Here is a 15,166-nt window from a genome sequence, read left to right as displayed (position 1 = left end):
CTCCCCACCCGATCAGTCACAGCCGGGTAGAGCCTTAAGACCTACTCGCTCCCCTATGCGGTTGTGGCATGGCCTGCAGAGTGCGCGCAGGTTTTCCCAGTCTAGGCCGAGCTCGGGGTGCGTCTTGTACGCCTTTATGTGGTCCGTGATGTCGCTGGCCGCCCGCTCACACTCTTCGCAAATCGGATGGACCTTGCGGTAGTACGCGCTGAGCTTCTTCCAGCGCTCGGTCTTGTAGAAGCTATCCGACTCGTCTCGCCTTTCGTTGTACTGGCGATGCACCGTCTTACGCTGGCCTTCTCTGCGGAGGTCGGCCTGCGCCTTGTGCTGCTGGCAGCGGTGGGCGCCTGACACTGTCGGCCTCTTACAGCCGGGCTCTGCGCACACCCTTGGTGGCCTGACGGGCATCATTCCTCCTCAGCCACTCACTCAGTCGACACAGGATATGGGTGTGCTGCCCGGTAGCGGTGATGTCACCACATGCGATGCAAACAAGACGACATGGCGGGGGCAAAGGCACACCCCTATCGCTCTTGGCATGGTTCCGATCCATCGCGCTGATTCCTAGAAGTCATATATAAGCATTCCGGAGATATTTCCCCGGTATTTTGCTTGCCTATACTTATACGAATACTTATAATGCACCCCATGGACAGCGAGGGCAGCATGAACAAGATCAACTGGACACGGAAAGCGGTTAAGCAGCTCGGCAAGGTAGCCAAGCCTGATCAGGCCAAGATCTATGACGCCGCCCAGGCCCTCGCCCACATGCCGAACACCCAGAACGTCAAAGCCCTGAAGAACCACCAGTACGGCTACCGCCTGCGGGTAGGCAACTACCGGGTCATGTTCGACTGGGACGGCGGCATCAAGATCGTCAACATCGAAGAGGTGAAGAAGCGCGATGAACACACCTACTAACGTGCAGATCATCAACGGGCCGGATGGAACTCCGGCCTTCGTGGTCATCCCTTACGCCGAGTACGTTGCCAGCCATCCCCAGGAGGATCTGGTCCCTAACGAGGTGGTCGGCTATATGGTCAAGGAAGGCATGACGCCTATTGGGGCCTGGCGTCGTCATCTTGGGCTGACCCAAATGCAGATGGCTGAGCGCCTCGGGATCAGCCAGTCGGCCTATGCCCAGCAAGAAGCAGCAGCGAAGCCGCGCAAGGCAACTCGAGAGAAGATCGCCGCGGCGCTTGGGATTGCGCCGGATCTGCTCGACGTGTAATCAGGCGCAGGCCATCAGCGAACCAAGCCAGCGGATCAGCTCGACCACTGCCCAGCCCAGCACGCACATTGTTACCATGCAGGACGCGAAGACGATGCGCCAGGCCGTGCGCTTCATACGCCCGCCTTCTTCTCCCCGAACCGGATAGCCAGGTCACGGAGCTTTTCAGTACCAAGGAAGCCAACCGATCCGCCAACGAACGTAGCCATCGACTGGGGCAGGCCGAAGTATTCGAGCAGCGGGACCAGAGTCAGCGTGGCGAATCCACACAGCGCGCCCTCGAGAATCATCTGCCGCTTCGTGCCGCCGCCGTGGATGACCCGAACAATCGCGATCGTTACGGAAAGGCAGAATGCGTAAACGCTGGGGGCGATTACTTGCAGCCATGCGAGCACGGCCTGCCATGTCTCTGGACGGTCAGGCATTTTTGACATCTCGGTTATCCCGCATGGGGTAGTTGATAGGTCCGGCCTCACATGCCTGTCGCTATCCGCCAGGGAGCAAGGAAGCAGTCAGAGGCATGGGGCCGGAAGAGGGTTTCGGCTACGTCCGCTTGAACGTGTCCGGGTATTCGGATGCAAGGCCTTCGCCGCACACTTTGGTCTTGATGACCTTGTGAAACTCGACTTCGCCGCGCTCGTTGGATCGGCGATAGACGCCACGCTCCATGATGAGCTGGGCATGCTCGATCGCTGAGGTCATCTCCTTCACTTCGTACTGGAAGTAGCCGTAGTCGGTGTAAACCTTGACGGTGAACATGCAGCCTCCAGAAAGAACAAAGCCCCGCACTAGGCGAGGCCAAAAGGTGTAGATCCCGACTCCCCGCACGTCTGCAGGGCGATACCTGTTATCAGGTCGCGCAGTGTGCTGCGTGTGGCGCGCAGCCGATTGCAAGCAGGCCGGGGATTAGGTGCGCTGTATTGGATGACACGAGTATTGGCAGCGCTTGCCGTCGCACGGCGTGGTGTTTGATGGGCGCAGGATGGCGAGGCCTTCGTCAGCCAGGTTCCGCCCGAAACTGAGGCACAAAAAAGCCCGACTCAATGGCCGGGCTCTTCTGAAGCGGTAAAACCGCAATTTGTGCCAGATTGCCAGATCGGCGTTAACACGTCAACAGGTGCGACATGTAAATTAAGCTGCCATTCGTCGATCAAACTCCGACTCGACGTATCCGTGCACTCGGCTCAGCATGTCCTTCACCTGGTGGCGGGATTTGCCCAGCTGCTTTCCGATCTGCTCCATGGTGCGGTTGTAGCAGTAGTACAGGTGCACGGCCTCCGAAGCCTCGGGATAGCGCTGCTGCAGGCGGGCGACCACGGCCGATACCGTCTCTGCCTCTTCGTCAGTGATCGCAGCATCTGGCGCGTGAGTGCACGGCACGTTGTCGCGCATGATGGCCAGCATCGGAGAGACGTACCGGGGCACGCCTGTCTTCTGCCATACCCAGATGCCCCATTGGGTCAAAAGCTCTTCGGCGCTCTTCATGCTGCTTCCCCCTTGAGCATGTCGGCTGACACAATGATTCGCCCCACTTCGCCGTGCTCGGCGTGGTAGGTGATGACCTTGGCGTCTCGTCCGCTCATCCACCCGCCTCGGCTTGCGTGACTGTCTGGCGCGGCCAGGGTGCGGTGTTGCTCGATCTGCATGGTGTTCGTCTCGCGTAGGACGTTGTGGTGCAGGTGGCCGGTGTGCGCGTAGCTGTGCTTGGTACGGCCGAAGACCTCGCGGAACTTGGCGATGAACACCGTTTCGAGCGAGTCCATCCGCTTCTTGTGGCCGTGGTGGAAGAACAGAGACGTGCGGCCGTGCTCAATGCAGTAGTACGGATCGGGCCGGGTGATGACCTCAATGCGGGGCTCATCGGCGTACAGGGCGGCGAACAGCTCACGCAGCCAGGCGCTCGATGCCAGATCGTGGTTGCCCTCAGCCATCAGGAGGACGACGCGCTCGTGCTTCTGCAGCAGCATGGCCGTTACGCGGCGGATGACGCTGATTGCCACGCGGACCAGCTTCTGGAACCGAGTGTCGGCGTCAAGGACGTGGCCGGATGTCGGGGTGACTGCCTGGATACCATCCCAATGCAGCAGATCCCCAAGCTGAGCGAATACGCCGGTGTGGGAGTCAGGCGCCTGGGCAATGGCGGCGCCAAACCAGCCGACCAGCGTGTCCTCGGCGATCTTCATATCCCATGCTGCGCCCGTCTCCTCCGCCCAGGCATTCATGCCGAGGTGGTAGTCGGTGATGACGTAGCAGTTGAGCAGGTGCGCGAGGGTGTGCAGCGGAGCCGGCAGCGCCTTGGCCGGCTTGATGTCCAGAGCCAGCGCCTTGACCGCCTCCTTCATCAGTTCGGCCTGGCGCTCGTGATCGATGCTCGACTTGACCCATTGCAGCTTCTGCTCGCCGTCCTTGCCGTACAGCGTTGACGTGCCCTTGAGGTGGAACCCGTCCGGCACCGTCTTCACCATGTCGTGCTCCGGGCTCCACCCTTGGCGAGCCAGGCGCGCCTTGTGGGTGTAGACGTTGCGCTCGTGCAGCCCGAGGATCTGCGCAGCCTCCGCTACCGTGCGGCCGAACAGCGCGGCCTTGATTGTCTCGTCGTCGTGCTTGCGTGCGGCCATCAGGCTGCCTCCCCGTCTATCTCTGTAATGGTCACCTCGACGCACCCTTGGGCCTTGATAGGGCCTCTTTTGATGGTCAGATGGTCGATTTGGCTGTCGTCTTCCCAGGCTCCGCCGTGGGTCAGTGCGTCAAGCAATCCTTTGCAGAGGTTGTCCAGATCCCTGCGGCGGCGATCTGGTGGGCAGGCGGTGATAACCACCTGCAGGCGCCCTTCCATCTTCTTTACGCCGGCCGCCTGGCAGAGCGCGGTGACGTCCTTGCAGTAGGTGCGGCCCTTGGCGCTGATCAGCGTCTTGGCGCCTACGCGTCGGTAATAGGTGTTGTTGCTCGGGGGCCATGGAAGGGCGATGGCAGTCATTTACCGGCCCTCGCCTTCAGCGCCGCCACAACGGCAGGTCGCGCACTCTCGGGAACAGCTGCCAGCAACTGCGGCCCGAGCCTCTGCTTCTCCTTCTCCGGCAGGCCGCGACACTTCCACCGGATGAGGCAGGCCGTCTTGTCCGCTTCGATCAGCGCCCGAGCATCGGCAGTCAATTCCGCCAAGTTCAATCCAGCATTCGCCGCAGAGCACTTCATCGCCTAGCCTCGCCTGTAAGTCGATTGCGCTGATCTTCATGCCAGTTCCGCCTTCTCTGCGCCCGTGCGGCAGTCGATGGTGTTCTGCTGGCCGAACGAGGCGGCCATGTGCGCTTGCGTGTAGTGGACTGGCGACCGGTCGCTGTACTTCTCGCGCAGCGCGGCAACCTTATGGTTCAGTTCGGCGTAGAACTCCGGCGAGTGCGGCGGGCGGTCATCGCTCCAGTTGCCCTGGATCATCGAGTCGCGCAGGACGACCAGCGACGTGATGGCCTTGGTGATGTGCGACATGCCCGAGTCAGGGTCGATGTCCTGCCCCTCCCACCAGTCCATCAGGTGCCGCATCGTGGCGTCGTAGTAGACCGAGGCGCGGACGCCGACGGCGCGATAGTTGTGGCGGCCATACTTCAAGGCGCCTTCCAGCATGGCAACGCCGACTTCAGCCATTACCGGCGCGGAGACGGTGGACATAGGCGCCTTCATCACGCCCATCATGTCCTTCGGGTTGGTTGGCTTCTCGCTCATGCTGCGGCTCCCTTGCGGTGGAATTTGCGGTCGTACCAGCGGTAGAAGTACTGGGCGAACGTGATGCCCAGCGAACCACCAAGGCCGGAGATCAGCAGGAACGGAACCGTGCTGATTTCTGAGTGGGCAACCGACCAGATGTAGGCGAACTGCGCCAGAGTGATTAGCCAGGACACGACGAAGCCGGCCGGGATCTTGTCGTCTCGCAGGAGCTTGCTGTTCAGCCCGAGCAGGAAGACCTGGAAAAACGCCGCGGTGAAGACCACGATGGATTGGATTTCTGGACTCACTGCTGCGGCCTCCTATCGGCTCGGCTGGGGTTTACGAGTGGTTGCTGGCCATCCTTTAGTGGCCATGGGTGGTATTGGCGGCAGTCGTGGCAGTACAGGCGCTGCTCGAGCGTGAAGCCGGTTGTCTTGTGGGTGGCGTCGATGGGGCAGAGCTTCATGCGGCCACCTCGATACCCAGCAGGCGCCGAACCTGAGCCAGCAGCTCGCGCTCGGTGCCGTACTTCGCTTCCCAGGTCTTTTGCCCGGCATGAATGGCGACGCCGGGCCCTCCGGTCTGGTGATGCGCGCCGCAGAGCGGGATCACTTCGAAGTGGCTGGCTCGCTGGCTCATGCCCTGGCCGGCGCGGATGTGGTGGCAGGCTGCCGGCGTTTCGCCATAGCCCAAGTTCCGGCAGACGATGCAGCCCAGAGAGGCGACGCGGGACAGGTGGGTGCTTTCGGCTTTGGTCATGCGGCCTCCGGCATAAGCTCAACCATTTGGCCGATCTGCTCTTCAGTCATGCCAGGCCAGTAGCGGTCGCACAGGTGGCGGCAGATGCCCTGCCACAACTGGTAGAAGTCCCCCTCTTCCATCTCGTCGAAGGCCAGCGACTGGGCTACCGACACGTCCAACTTGCCGATGCCTGGCAGGTCGATCGTCTGGACCTCGCAGCAGATGCCCGTCTCGCGCTGCAGTCGCTTGATGGCGTCGTGGCAGCCCATACCCTGAAACGCTTCGATCTGGTCAGCCACCAGCCCGCCGAGCGCATGCACCAGGCGGTGAAACTTGGCATTGCGCGGCTTCTTCAGGTCGGCGCGCAGCTCGTCACCGACGCGGTAGTTCCGCTCACGCATGAGGCGCTGATCGATCCGATGGCGCGGGACCAGGGCGCCAACCTCCTCGCCGGTCGACGGATCGACCAGGCGGCGGACGCTGAAGTAGACCGGGCGGGCTTTCTTTGGCTTGCGCTTGGTGTCAGCCATCTACGCGGCCTCCCACAGATGCAGCTGCCGGCGCAGGTGCGGGGCGTTGGCCTCGAACACGGCCCGGGCAAAGCCCTTCGGCGTGGCGCTGCGGAAGTTGGCGCGTTCCGGGCCTGGGGCTGCGTAGTGAATGCGGCTGTCGGGCTCGCCCAGGCTGAAGTCCCGGCACTCGTCCGGCATCTCAAAGCCACCGCCAGCCCAAAGGCAGGTCAGCTTGACGTAGTTGTCGTCGGCGCAGAGCTTGGTGAACTGGTACGGGTGGAACGTGTGGCCAGGCGGCCCGAATATCGTGCTGAAGACGCTGCGCGGGTTCTCGAAGAACCAGGGCGCGCCGGACAGCTGGCCGACCATACGGCACTGCTCCGCAACCAGAGCGGCCTTTGCCTGGAAGTGCTTGTCTTCCTCGGCTTTTGCAGCGAACCAACGAGCGCCGGAGATAGCCACGTCGGTGCAGGGCGGGAAGCTAGCCACGAACACTACGCGACGACCGCGGATGATCTCGCCAAGCCGGCAAGCGGCCTCGAGCACGGTGCAGGGCAGACGCTCGATGCGTCCGTCATTGCTGTATCGGCCGTGCTGCGGATCTACCAGCACAGCCTCGTAGCCGGCCTCGACCCACGGCGCGACCATGGCGCCGGTCAGATCACAGAGGGAGATGATTACGCCTTTCATACGCGCCGCCCCTCCCGCTTGTCGTGGTCGTCCTGGCACTCCTTGCAGCGCACGGCGTTCTCCACGGCCTTGCGCCGGGCCGGCAGGATTTCCTCGCCGCAATCGAGGCAGTCCGGCCGACCTTCGCCTTGCATACGGGCGCGCACAGCAGCCACGCCGCTGATCTCTGCCAGTACCTGATAGGCAGCGGCCTTGTCGCCGGCTTCGGGACAGGTGCGGCTCTGCTCCAGGGCTTCGGCCATTTCATTGAAATCGGACATCTGGTTAACCCCCACAAAAACCGGAGTCACAGCCAGCGCCGGACCCGAACATTTCCATTTGGTCGCGTTCGCGCAGGCAGGACGCCCACTCGACAACGCTGCGAATGCCTACGGCGCCCTTGTGTCGTGCCGGGCGGAACATGACGCGCGGCTTGCCTTTCGATGTAAGGCCAAGCTCCTGCTCGGTGATGTCAATCAGCTCGATACGGTCTTCAGTCAGGAGCCGAAGGTCGTCGATGTTGGCGTTGACGCAGGGGAAGCACTCCATAGACCGATGCGGCAGCGGAACCCAGCCAGCGCGCAGGATCAGCTCGTCTCGCATCGTGTCGGTGTGCCGGACTAGCGGCTGCCATAGGTCGCGACCGCCATGTCTGGGGGATTCAGCTACATGCTCGGGAGCGTCAGAGCGATGTGCGCTTTCGTCACGACGAACACCGGTCATGCAGATGGCGTCGCCCTCCGGGTCGTTAGCCTCAAGCCACGCCAGAGCCGGCAAAACCTTCAGCTCAGCCGTGCAGAAAGAGCCCATGCCGCCACCGGCTGGCCAGCCCTTCTTACGCCGGACCAGGGCTAGCATTCCCTCCGACTCGGTGCGCGCCGTGGCGAAGCCATAGGACGCAGCCAGAGCCTCGCCCATCTCCACACGATTCAGCCACCAATCAGCAGCCCAGCCCGTGTCGGAGTAAAGGCACGTCACATCGCGCAGGGCTTGCTCGTGCGCCCACTGGATCAGGGCAATTGAATCGTTGCCGTAGCTGACGAAAATGACATGACTCATCGTGTCGCTCCCAGCGCCCGGTGCTTCTGCCCGGCCGCATCGATTCGGATGTAGTCGTTACCGCGAGGGAAGTAGCGATTGCGCCACCAGGTCAGCCCCTGCTCGGCAATTGAGGTTGTGCGTTCTACGGACGAGCGCTCTTCGTTGACCCGCTTGTGCACCAGGCGCAGATGGCTTTCCATTGAGCTGCGACCTGCCATCTCAAGCAGCACTTCGTCCATGATTTCGCCGATCGGGCGTACCCAGTCGTAGTCATCTTCACGGACAGAGATCAGCGCCTTGATCCATGGAATCTCGCCGGCGACAACGCGGTACATCTGGTCGAGGTCATGCAGGGAGATATCAATCCAGCCCTTGGCGCCGGGCGCCTGGATGCAGCAATTCATGAAGCCGTTCTTGTCGCTTTCGGGGCGAGAAATCAGGAACACAACCGGGCAACCTGTCGCCTTGTGCGCCTGCTCCGCCTTTGCCTTCTCTTCTGGCGTTGGGTATGTGCCCTTCACTTCCAGATAGAAGTCAGCGGCCGGCAAGTAGAAGTCCGGCAGGTATTTGCAGCCCTCGACCTGGATCAGGTCCGGCTCGTAGAGGTAGAACACGTCGATGGCGTCCATCAGGCGCGCCCACATCAGTTCGGTGTAGGAGCGCAGCTTGTAGCCGTTGTGCTCGAATACAGTCCGGCGGCTTTTCATCAGAAGTTCACCTCGATGACATTGCCGCTGCGGGCGTGCGCGGCGAGCGGGACAAAGCGGGACTTGTCGCCCTGGAAGGCGGTCGGGACAGTTCCGATTTCGCCGTCGCGGTTTTTGCGGATCAGGATTTCGCCGATTCCCTTGTCCTGGGTGTTCGGGTGATAAACCTCGTCCCGGTACACGAACATCACGATGTCGGCGTCCTGCTCGATGGCGCCGGACTCACGCAGATCGGAAAGGACAGGGCGCTTGTCCGGGCGGGACTCGCAGCCGCGGTTAAGCTGGGACAGGATGATTACGGGGCATTCCATCTCGCGGGCCAGCAGCTTGATCTGGCGCGACATGACGGTTACGTCTTCGGTGCGGCCAGCGCCCTCACCCTCGACCAAGCCCAGGTAGTCGATGACCACGAGGCCCATGCCGCCCATGCGATGCTTCTGGCGGCGGACGATGGAACGGATGCGGGCCATGGTCATGACCGGAACGTCAGATACGACGATCGGCGACCGGCTCAGCTTCAGGCCTGCGGCTGCCAGCTCGGCGCTGTAGTCGCTGCTGCACTCCCCAGTCTTCAGGGAAGGCAGCGGGATGCCGCCCACCGCAGCCAGCAGGCGGTCCATGAGCTGGGTCTTGCTCATCTCCAGGCTGATCACGGCAACCGGCTTGCGCTGGTTGATGCCGACGTCGGCCGCGATGTTCATGGCCAGCGTGGTTTTACCCATGGCTGGACGGCCAGCAACGACGATCATCTGGCCCGGCTTCATGCCCTGGGTGTACTTGTCGAGGTCCGGAATGCCCGTGCCCAGACCATCCATTGCCTCGCCCTTGGCGAAACGATCAAGGCGAACCTGCAGCACTTCGATGTGCTCGGCCCACATGTCGGCCATGGTCTGGCATTCGGCGTCACCGCCATCGGTGCCGAGCGAAAGGATGGTCGACTGCACCTGCGCGATCTTGTCCTCGACGGTCGCTTGGTCATGAGCGATCTCGTGGATGCGCTCGGCGGCGGCGACGATCTGGCGAGCCACGGCTCGGTCGCGGATGATCTTGGCGTAGGTCTTGGCATTGGCGGCGGACGGCGTGTTGAACTGGATTTCGCCGGCATAGGCCGTGGTCCGAGCGCCGCTTGGAAGCTCCGCCATGCGGTCGCCAAGGGTGATCGCGTCAACCGGCTCGCCGTCGTTGTGCAGCTCCATGATCAGGCGATAAAGGTCGGCGTTGTCGGCGTAGGCGAACGCTTCGGGCGACAGGTCATCGCTCAGGACGTCGATCAGGTGCGGCTGCTTGAGCATTGCACCGATGACGCCGTGCTCGGCTTCGAGGCTGTGAAGTTCGATCATTGCTGCGCCTCCGAGATTTCACGGAAGACGGCGCGGCTTACCAGAGCCTCAAGGCGCGGCACCACGTTCTGGCCGCGGTAGAAAACCTGGCTGCGGTTGTTGGCCTTCTCGAAGAACGGGAGCCAGAAGCCTTTGCCGCTCTGGTGGGCCGGAGCCTCGTTCCAGCGCTCGACGATCATGCTGCGAAGGGCTTTGTCGGCCTTCACAGTAACGGCCGGCAGGTTCGGGCATACGCGGTGATACAGGTCGATGATCTGGTCTACCGGGACGCCAGCCTCGTTCACGTTGCCAGCAGCCTTGCGGTGGGCGCTGCCCAGCCACTTGACCAGGAAGCGGCGCCAGTCCTTCTTTGGCCGGTTAGCGGAAGCCCAGGCGGCGGCGCGGACAATCTCAGTCTCGACGTCAACCGGTGCGTAGGCTTTCGCCCACTTGGTAATCAGGTCAGAGCTGACCTGGAAGTCCTCGCCGTTGAACGAAACCCCGGAATCTTTCTCGACCTGGGCGGGCTCGCCCCCTTGGGGGGCAGTAATCTGTTCCGAAGGAACAGTTACTAGGGGTAAGTTCTTAGAATAAGGAAGGGAGTCGTCGGTTTTGGTCCGACTCGCGATCTCGATGACATCTGCGGATTGGTCCGAATCGGACTTGTTGGTGCGATTCGGACATTCGTAGTAGACCCACTCTTTCGGATCGCACAGGCCAATCGAACCGCGAGCACCGCCTTCACGGAAGATCACGCGACGCTTCAGCAGATGGCTGATAGCGCGGGAAGCCACGTCAGGGTGAATGTTGGTTGCCTTGGACACTTCTGCAGCGGAAATGCGAACAGGGCCGGCCTGGAAGTTGATGGTCGCCTTGGCAACGAACAGAGCGACCTTCAGCTCACGCGCTGGCAGATCGATCGCCATCAAGGCATCCATGATGCTGTTGTCCATCCGGGTGAACCCCCGTTGGGTGTTGCCAATCTGAATCACGTTGTCCATAATTCCCTCGTTCCTAGATCGAACGCTGTCGAAGAAGCCGGGCCGCAATCCCGGCTTTTTTGTGCCTGTAGTACTGGATATCTTCCCAGCCCTACCGCCCCTCTTTGCTGCTCTGCTGCCTCTGCCTAGACTTTGCTCATCGCTAACGAATGAGCAGCCATGTCGAACCACGAATCACTCAGGCAACTCGCCCCGCTTCGCAGCAGCCAAAGCGAGGATCCGCTCGCGCGTTGTGGCGTCAGTGCTGCGACGACCAGTACGGATGCCTGCGTGAGCCTGGGCGCAGGGCCTGCGCCGCTCGACGAACCCTTCCGGCTTCGGCTGTTGTTCTTGCTCCGCGTTGACCGCCTCAGCGCTACCCGAGGGGATGGAAGAACGCAGCAGGTCTTCTGCGGTGAACGCTCCGCCCGAGGCAGCAGCTAGGCGCTCCGCGTGCCTCGACTCGCCGGTGTATTCGGTGCGAGGCAGCGCCCCCTTCGAAATCCACTTATCAACGGCCGTACGGCTTACGCCGCATATCCTGGCGGCCGAGACAGGGCCGCCTACCTTGTCCACAGCCCAAGCCACGGCTGAGGAGTAATCTGCAATGGAATTGCCCATGACCAACCTCGCTTATCAACTACGAGTTGATATTAGAGATCAACTGACAGTTGCGCAAGCTGCATGCAATGATCAACCTATGGTTGCGTCTTCAAACATCCGAGAGGCTTTCACGGCCCGCCTGAACAAGGCCCTAGACCAGAAGGAAGGGGTCAGGGCGGCTCGTGGGCGCAACGTTGACCTGTGCAATGGGCTAAAGTCGGTCGGGGTCAAGACAACCACCCAAGCCACCAGCAAATGGCTTCGCGCAGAGTCAATTCCGGAAAAAGAAAACATGCGCCCCCTCGCCTCCTGGCTGGGAGTGAATGCGCAGTGGCTAGAGTACGGCGAAGGCCCTATGCGGGGCGGCGCCGAAGCTTCGAATGTCGAGCCCGGCCCTGAGATCACCAGCCCCTACCGCGAGATAAAGATTCTCGGAACGGCCCAGATGGGCACCGAGGGCTACTGGTACGCTCTGGACGAAGCGGACGGCGTGGTTGACGTACCTTCTCGCGATCCTGGCGCCTACGCACTGCGGCTTAAGGGCGACTCAATGGCCCCAGCAATCCGCTCCGGCTGGATTGCAATCATCGAGCCCAACCACAGACTAGTTCCGCTTGAGTACGTGATGATCCGCTTGCGTGACGGTGAGTGCATGCTGAAGGAGCTGCTGCAGGCGACAGACGAAGAGGTAGTGGTGCAATCCGTGAATGAACAGTTCGGGCGCCGCACAATCCCTGCTGACCAGATCGATTCCATCCACTACGTCGGGCACATCGTGGCGCCGAGCAAAGTACGGCTCTAGAGAAACCCGAAACCACCGCAAGGAAGCGACACTATGGGATACCTAACCCTCACCCGCCGGGAAGGCGAAGACATTCGACTCACCATCGACCCATGCGTCGACACCGAGAAGCTGCTCGCCGAGCTGCTGCGCGACGGCATCACGATTCACATCGGTGAGTTCGACGGCCGTCAGGTTGCGGTCAGCATTGAGGCGCCGAAGAGCATAAACATCGTTCGCGATGAATTGCTTTCGTAATTGTCTATGCTGTAGCGCTTGTGTCTGGTTTACGGTTGCGCGCGGCGCTATACTCCCGCGCCCTTCCAAGTATCCCAAGTTGGGAATACTCTGCCTAAAGCACTCGTTAGCGAGGAGGCAATCATGGCAAACATCGATAGCATCAGCGGCGCACTGACAAGGCTCGGTGTGGCTGTTAGCACAGCTCTGAGCTTGGTCGTTGGTGCTGAAGCGGCTTACGTGTCATCACCTACGCAAAAGCCTGGTCAGGCAAGCGTCCGCAGTACACAGCAGTTCGTTAGCGTCCTTGACGAAATACGGTCCAGCGCGGCCGATGTGGGCGAGCTGCTGGACGAGGTGCTTAGAAAGATGATCACCGACCACGCCACCGTACGGCAGTTGAACGTCCAAACGTTCATCGCGCTAGGCGACACGCTGAGAAGCCTAGAGAACCACACCCGCCAGTCCAATGACTTCGTAGGCGAACCGGCGCAGCGTCGGGAATACTTGCGCGCGCTTGCCTCGATCAGGAGTCGGGTCAGCCAGATCGTATCGGTCGCAAGGCAGTGCCAGCCTCCAGCTAATCCGGTCGATAGCCCTATCAATCGAAGCGGCCTGAGCGCAATCGCCGATCATAGTTCACGCCACATCTGGCAGATGGTCGGCTAACACCCTGGATGAGAGCGATCGTCCGATATCATCCAGACACGCACCTGCTTTTCGCTGAGCCAGCGAAGCCTTTTAGGAGTCTGCTCGATCACCTCATTGGCGATTTCCGGTCGTACAAAGAGAACGACGAGCTACCCGACTACTTCGGCCGTGATGCCCCGTACATACAGCCGGCGGCGGCATATAAGGCCCGCCTAATGCACATGCACATCAATCCTGCCGGCTTTCCCCGGCGGCTTCCTCAGATGGACAGAACGAGCGACATAGCCTTGGTCTACGTGCAGGGCGAAATAGAAGAAAACCATTTTTGCTTGCTTGCGCTGTTCAACCCAGATGCGCACGCCAAGGCTCGAGATGAAAAGCTCATGCAGTGGCTGTCGCGCCTCGCACAAAAATTTAGAGATCAGTATTAGGAACCCCAGCCCGCCCCGCGCGGGCTTTTTTGTGCTCGCTTTCCTGACCTGTCCAGTTTGTTGACATACCAAAGGCTGACACGTCGGATCCCCCTTGAGTCGCTTTCTCTATGGCCGATACTGTATGGGTATCCAGCAGTAAGGAGGAAGTCATGAATCGGACTCAGGCTCAAACCGTTACCCATCAGCGACAAATCTCGAGCTATCACCGCTTGGTGCGTCGCGTGAACCACATCATCTCTACGCCGCGCGCCCAGGTCGAGCGCCAGGCAAACCTTTCCCCACACCCAAACGACCACCCGGAAGACTGGGAGCGCCTGTTGGACGAGGTCCAGCAGGCCGAAGGCGTTGCCCTTACCCATCGGCCGGACGGATCCGTTCATGTCCGGTGGCTCCGCACGGAACACTGAGTATCGGCCCGCCACCTGAGCGGGCCTTTTCGCATCCCTCACCTGGTTAAAACCCTCGGTTGATGTTTTCTGCGCAATATCAATTGCCGGTTGTTGACAAACATCAACCTCTGGTTGATATTTACCTCAACGCCAAGCAACACGGCGCGCAACACAGGCAGCGATGCCCTGGCCCAGGCCTAAACGCTCTTTAAAAACTGATTGCACCACTCAGTCCCGACAGGTCCGGCGAGAGCCGACAGCCTGAGCGATGGTGGATAAACCGACTGATACGCCAGTGAACCTGGCCCACGCATGGCTCTGGTCACCATGCCGGATCGGCCTGTTGATGCATCTGGAATCAGCAGCAACCGAGACGCGCAGTTAGCACTCCCTGCCGGAGCCAAGATGAGGCGCAGTACCGGCACAGTGTGAAGCGGCGAGATTGAGCCCAGCCGGAGGTGGCCAGTAACCCCGGCCTGACAGCCAGATGAAGGAACGCGCAAGAGCCCAGCAGGTGAGCGCGGAGAGTTGAACGATAGCGCCGGGGTAATCGCCCCGGCTGTATCGGTGAGTGATCTGAATGCGCAGCCTGCTGGCAGCGCAAATCGCTGGGTAGCCACTAGGTAGCCGATAGCCGGAGATAAGCGCCGGCCAGATCACTCAACCCATACAGCACAACGCTTTACGGAGCTCCACATGGACACCATTCAGATAGCAGGCTGGCAGGGGCGACTGGGCAAGGGCCTGGCCCCGCGTCAGCTCGAAGCAACACTCTGGGCTGCATCCGACATGACCGCGAAGGAGATCGCACGCCGCATGGGCTGCGCTCCCGCGACCGTGGCGAAGCAGTTGGATGACGCCCGGTTCAAGTTGGGCATGCAGCGCACCACCCGTGGCCTGTGCCTTGAGGCCATGAAGCGCGGAATCATCGCCCCGCTGATGGTACTGCTCTGCCTGGCCACTGGCTTCAACTCAGCAGATCGCCCCGCACAGCGCCCTATGCGGGCTCCGAAGGTGGCTACCTTCGTTCGGATAGCGCGGCATGAAGTGGCATGACAACCCCGACAAGGACAAACACATGAAGACCTACACACCGGAAGAACTGGCAGAGATCATCGAGAAGCACGGGAAATGGCTAGACGACGAGGAAGGCGGCGAGCGCGCCAACC

At 61.2% G+C, this 15,166-nt stretch carries 26 protein-coding genes; 8 read left to right on the top strand and 18 right to left on the bottom strand.

The window, feature by feature from the left end; translation table 11 throughout:
• Positions 1 to 12: 12 nt before the first annotated feature.
• On the bottom strand, positions 13 to 408 hold the full coding sequence (locus DN824_RS22930) for an HNH endonuclease (RefSeq protein WP_138410417.1): 396 nt from the start codon (positions 406 to 408) through the stop codon (positions 13 to 15).
• 258 nt (positions 409 to 666) lie between these two features.
• Between DN824_RS22930 and DN824_RS21805 the strand changes: the two genes are divergently transcribed.
• Both DN824_RS21805 and DN824_RS21800 read left to right on the top strand, forming a co-directional pair.
• Complete coding sequence (locus DN824_RS21805; RefSeq protein WP_138410416.1) at positions 667 to 921, top strand: type II toxin-antitoxin system RelE family toxin; 255 nt, start codon at positions 667 to 669, stop codon at positions 919 to 921.
• The gene (locus DN824_RS21800; RefSeq protein WP_138410415.1) at positions 905 to 1,231 is read left to right on the top strand and encodes a helix-turn-helix domain-containing protein; all 327 of its coding nucleotides are present in this window, start codon (positions 905 to 907) and stop codon (positions 1,229 to 1,231) included. Before DN824_RS21805 ends, DN824_RS21800 begins: the two co-directional genes overlap by 17 nt.
• Positions 1,232 to 1,344: 113 nt before the next feature.
• Here DN824_RS21800 and DN824_RS21795 read toward each other — a convergent pair whose 3' ends face one another.
• From DN824_RS21795 to DN824_RS22625, 17 genes are all read right to left on the bottom strand, one after another.
• Positions 1,345 to 1,665 (bottom strand): phage holin, lambda family, encoded by a 321-nt coding sequence (locus DN824_RS21795; protein ID WP_138410414.1) that lies wholly within the window; start codon positions 1,663 to 1,665, stop codon positions 1,345 to 1,347.
• Positions 1,666 to 1,774: 109 nt separating this feature from the next.
• Positions 1,775 to 1,990, bottom strand: a complete 216-nt coding sequence (locus tag DN824_RS21790) for a hypothetical protein (RefSeq protein ID WP_138410413.1) — start codon at positions 1,988 to 1,990, stop codon at positions 1,775 to 1,777.
• A 372-nt stretch (positions 1,991 to 2,362) separates the two neighbouring features.
• A complete protein-coding gene (locus DN824_RS21785; protein ID WP_138410412.1) occupies positions 2,363 to 2,716 on the bottom strand; it encodes an antiterminator Q family protein in 354 nt (117 codons plus the stop codon).
• A complete protein-coding gene (locus tag DN824_RS21780) occupies positions 2,713 to 3,849 on the bottom strand; it encodes a winged helix-turn-helix domain-containing protein (RefSeq protein WP_138410411.1) in 1,137 nt (378 codons plus the stop codon). The genes DN824_RS21785 and DN824_RS21780 overlap by 4 nt, the downstream gene beginning before the upstream one ends.
• The gene (locus tag DN824_RS21775) at positions 3,849 to 4,208 is read right to left on the bottom strand and encodes a RusA family crossover junction endodeoxyribonuclease (protein ID WP_138410410.1); all 360 of its coding nucleotides are present in this window, start codon (positions 4,206 to 4,208) and stop codon (positions 3,849 to 3,851) included. Before DN824_RS21775 ends, DN824_RS21780 begins: the two co-directional genes overlap by 1 nt.
• The gene (locus DN824_RS21770; RefSeq protein WP_241666761.1) at positions 4,205 to 4,393 is read right to left on the bottom strand and encodes a hypothetical protein; all 189 of its coding nucleotides are present in this window, start codon (positions 4,391 to 4,393) and stop codon (positions 4,205 to 4,207) included. The genes DN824_RS21775 and DN824_RS21770 overlap by 4 nt, the downstream gene beginning before the upstream one ends.
• 69 nt (positions 4,394 to 4,462) lie before the next feature.
• On the bottom strand, positions 4,463 to 4,951 hold the full coding sequence (locus DN824_RS21765) for a dATP/dGTP diphosphohydrolase domain-containing protein (RefSeq protein WP_138410408.1): 489 nt from the start codon (positions 4,949 to 4,951) through the stop codon (positions 4,463 to 4,465).
• Positions 4,948 to 5,241 (bottom strand): hypothetical protein, encoded by a 294-nt coding sequence (locus DN824_RS21760; RefSeq protein WP_138410407.1) that lies wholly within the window; start codon positions 5,239 to 5,241, stop codon positions 4,948 to 4,950. The genes DN824_RS21765 and DN824_RS21760 overlap by 4 nt, the downstream gene beginning before the upstream one ends.
• Before the next feature lie 154 nt (positions 5,242 to 5,395).
• On the bottom strand, positions 5,396 to 5,692 hold the full coding sequence (locus DN824_RS21755; protein ID WP_138410406.1) for a Ref family recombination enhancement nuclease: 297 nt from the start codon (positions 5,690 to 5,692) through the stop codon (positions 5,396 to 5,398).
• Entirely contained in the window at positions 5,689 to 6,204 is a 516-nt protein-coding gene (locus tag DN824_RS21750) for a hypothetical protein (RefSeq protein WP_138410405.1), read from the bottom strand. The genes DN824_RS21755 and DN824_RS21750 overlap by 4 nt, the downstream gene beginning before the upstream one ends.
• The gene (locus DN824_RS21745) at positions 6,205 to 6,876 is read right to left on the bottom strand and encodes a dcm methylase (RefSeq protein ID WP_138410404.1); all 672 of its coding nucleotides are present in this window, start codon (positions 6,874 to 6,876) and stop codon (positions 6,205 to 6,207) included. It abuts the gene before it with no gap.
• Positions 6,873 to 7,136 (bottom strand): TraR/DksA C4-type zinc finger protein, encoded by a 264-nt coding sequence (locus tag DN824_RS21740; protein ID WP_138410403.1) that lies wholly within the window; start codon positions 7,134 to 7,136, stop codon positions 6,873 to 6,875. The genes DN824_RS21745 and DN824_RS21740 overlap by 4 nt, the downstream gene beginning before the upstream one ends.
• A 4-nt stretch (positions 7,137 to 7,140) precedes the next feature.
• Positions 7,141 to 7,914: a phosphoadenosine phosphosulfate reductase domain-containing protein gene (locus DN824_RS21735; protein WP_138410402.1), complete on the bottom strand. Its 774-nt coding sequence runs from the start codon at positions 7,912 to 7,914 to the stop codon at positions 7,141 to 7,143.
• On the bottom strand, positions 7,911 to 8,603 hold the full coding sequence (locus DN824_RS21730) for a PDDEXK family nuclease (RefSeq protein ID WP_138410401.1): 693 nt from the start codon (positions 8,601 to 8,603) through the stop codon (positions 7,911 to 7,913). The genes DN824_RS21735 and DN824_RS21730 overlap by 4 nt, the downstream gene beginning before the upstream one ends.
• The gene (gene dnaB, locus DN824_RS21725; RefSeq protein ID WP_138410400.1) at positions 8,603 to 9,943 is read right to left on the bottom strand and encodes a replicative DNA helicase; all 1,341 of its coding nucleotides are present in this window, start codon (positions 9,941 to 9,943) and stop codon (positions 8,603 to 8,605) included. Before dnaB ends, DN824_RS21730 begins: the two co-directional genes overlap by 1 nt.
• Positions 9,940 to 10,923, bottom strand: coding sequence for a replication protein (locus DN824_RS21720; RefSeq protein ID WP_138410399.1), 984 nt, complete (start codon positions 10,921 to 10,923; stop codon positions 9,940 to 9,942). Before DN824_RS21720 ends, dnaB begins: the two co-directional genes overlap by 4 nt.
• Positions 10,924 to 11,097: 174 nt before the next feature.
• A complete protein-coding gene (locus DN824_RS22625) occupies positions 11,098 to 11,523 on the bottom strand; it encodes a helix-turn-helix domain-containing protein (protein ID WP_194150432.1) in 426 nt (141 codons plus the stop codon).
• Here DN824_RS22625 and DN824_RS21710 point away from each other — a divergent pair.
• From DN824_RS21710 to DN824_RS21685, 6 genes are all read left to right on the top strand, one after another.
• Positions 11,522 to 12,307 carry a S24 family peptidase gene (locus DN824_RS21710; protein ID WP_241666759.1) on the top strand — a complete coding sequence of 262 codons (786 nt, stop codon included), beginning with the start codon at positions 11,522 to 11,524 and terminating at the stop codon, positions 12,305 to 12,307. The genes DN824_RS22625 and DN824_RS21710 overlap by 2 nt on opposite strands.
• Before the next feature lie 33 nt (positions 12,308 to 12,340).
• On the top strand, positions 12,341 to 12,544 hold the full coding sequence (locus DN824_RS21705; RefSeq protein WP_138410398.1) for a carbon storage regulator: 204 nt from the start codon (positions 12,341 to 12,343) through the stop codon (positions 12,542 to 12,544).
• Positions 12,545 to 12,667: 123 nt separating this feature from the next.
• Positions 12,668 to 13,192 (top strand): hypothetical protein, encoded by a 525-nt coding sequence (locus tag DN824_RS21700; RefSeq protein WP_138410397.1) that lies wholly within the window; start codon positions 12,668 to 12,670, stop codon positions 13,190 to 13,192.
• 8 nt (positions 13,193 to 13,200) lie between these two features.
• Complete coding sequence (locus DN824_RS21695) at positions 13,201 to 13,605, top strand: type II toxin-antitoxin system YafO family toxin (RefSeq protein ID WP_138410396.1); 405 nt, start codon at positions 13,201 to 13,203, stop codon at positions 13,603 to 13,605.
• Positions 13,606 to 13,757: 152 nt separating this feature from the next.
• Positions 13,758 to 14,015: a DUF1654 domain-containing protein gene (locus DN824_RS21690; protein ID WP_158295404.1), complete on the top strand. Its 258-nt coding sequence runs from the start codon at positions 13,758 to 13,760 to the stop codon at positions 14,013 to 14,015.
• A gap of 678 nt (positions 14,016 to 14,693) precedes the next feature.
• Positions 14,694 to 15,053, top strand: coding sequence for a helix-turn-helix domain-containing protein (locus DN824_RS21685; RefSeq protein ID WP_138410394.1), 360 nt, complete (start codon positions 14,694 to 14,696; stop codon positions 15,051 to 15,053).
• Positions 15,054 to 15,166: the final 113 nt, after the last annotated feature.

This window comes from Stutzerimonas nosocomialis (assembly GCF_005876855.1).
In the GTDB taxonomy this organism is placed as follows: domain Bacteria; phylum Pseudomonadota; class Gammaproteobacteria; order Pseudomonadales; family Pseudomonadaceae; genus Stutzerimonas; species Stutzerimonas nosocomialis.
Note: the sequence above shows the minus strand (reverse complement) of the source record. Positions and strands in the feature narration are given on the sequence as shown.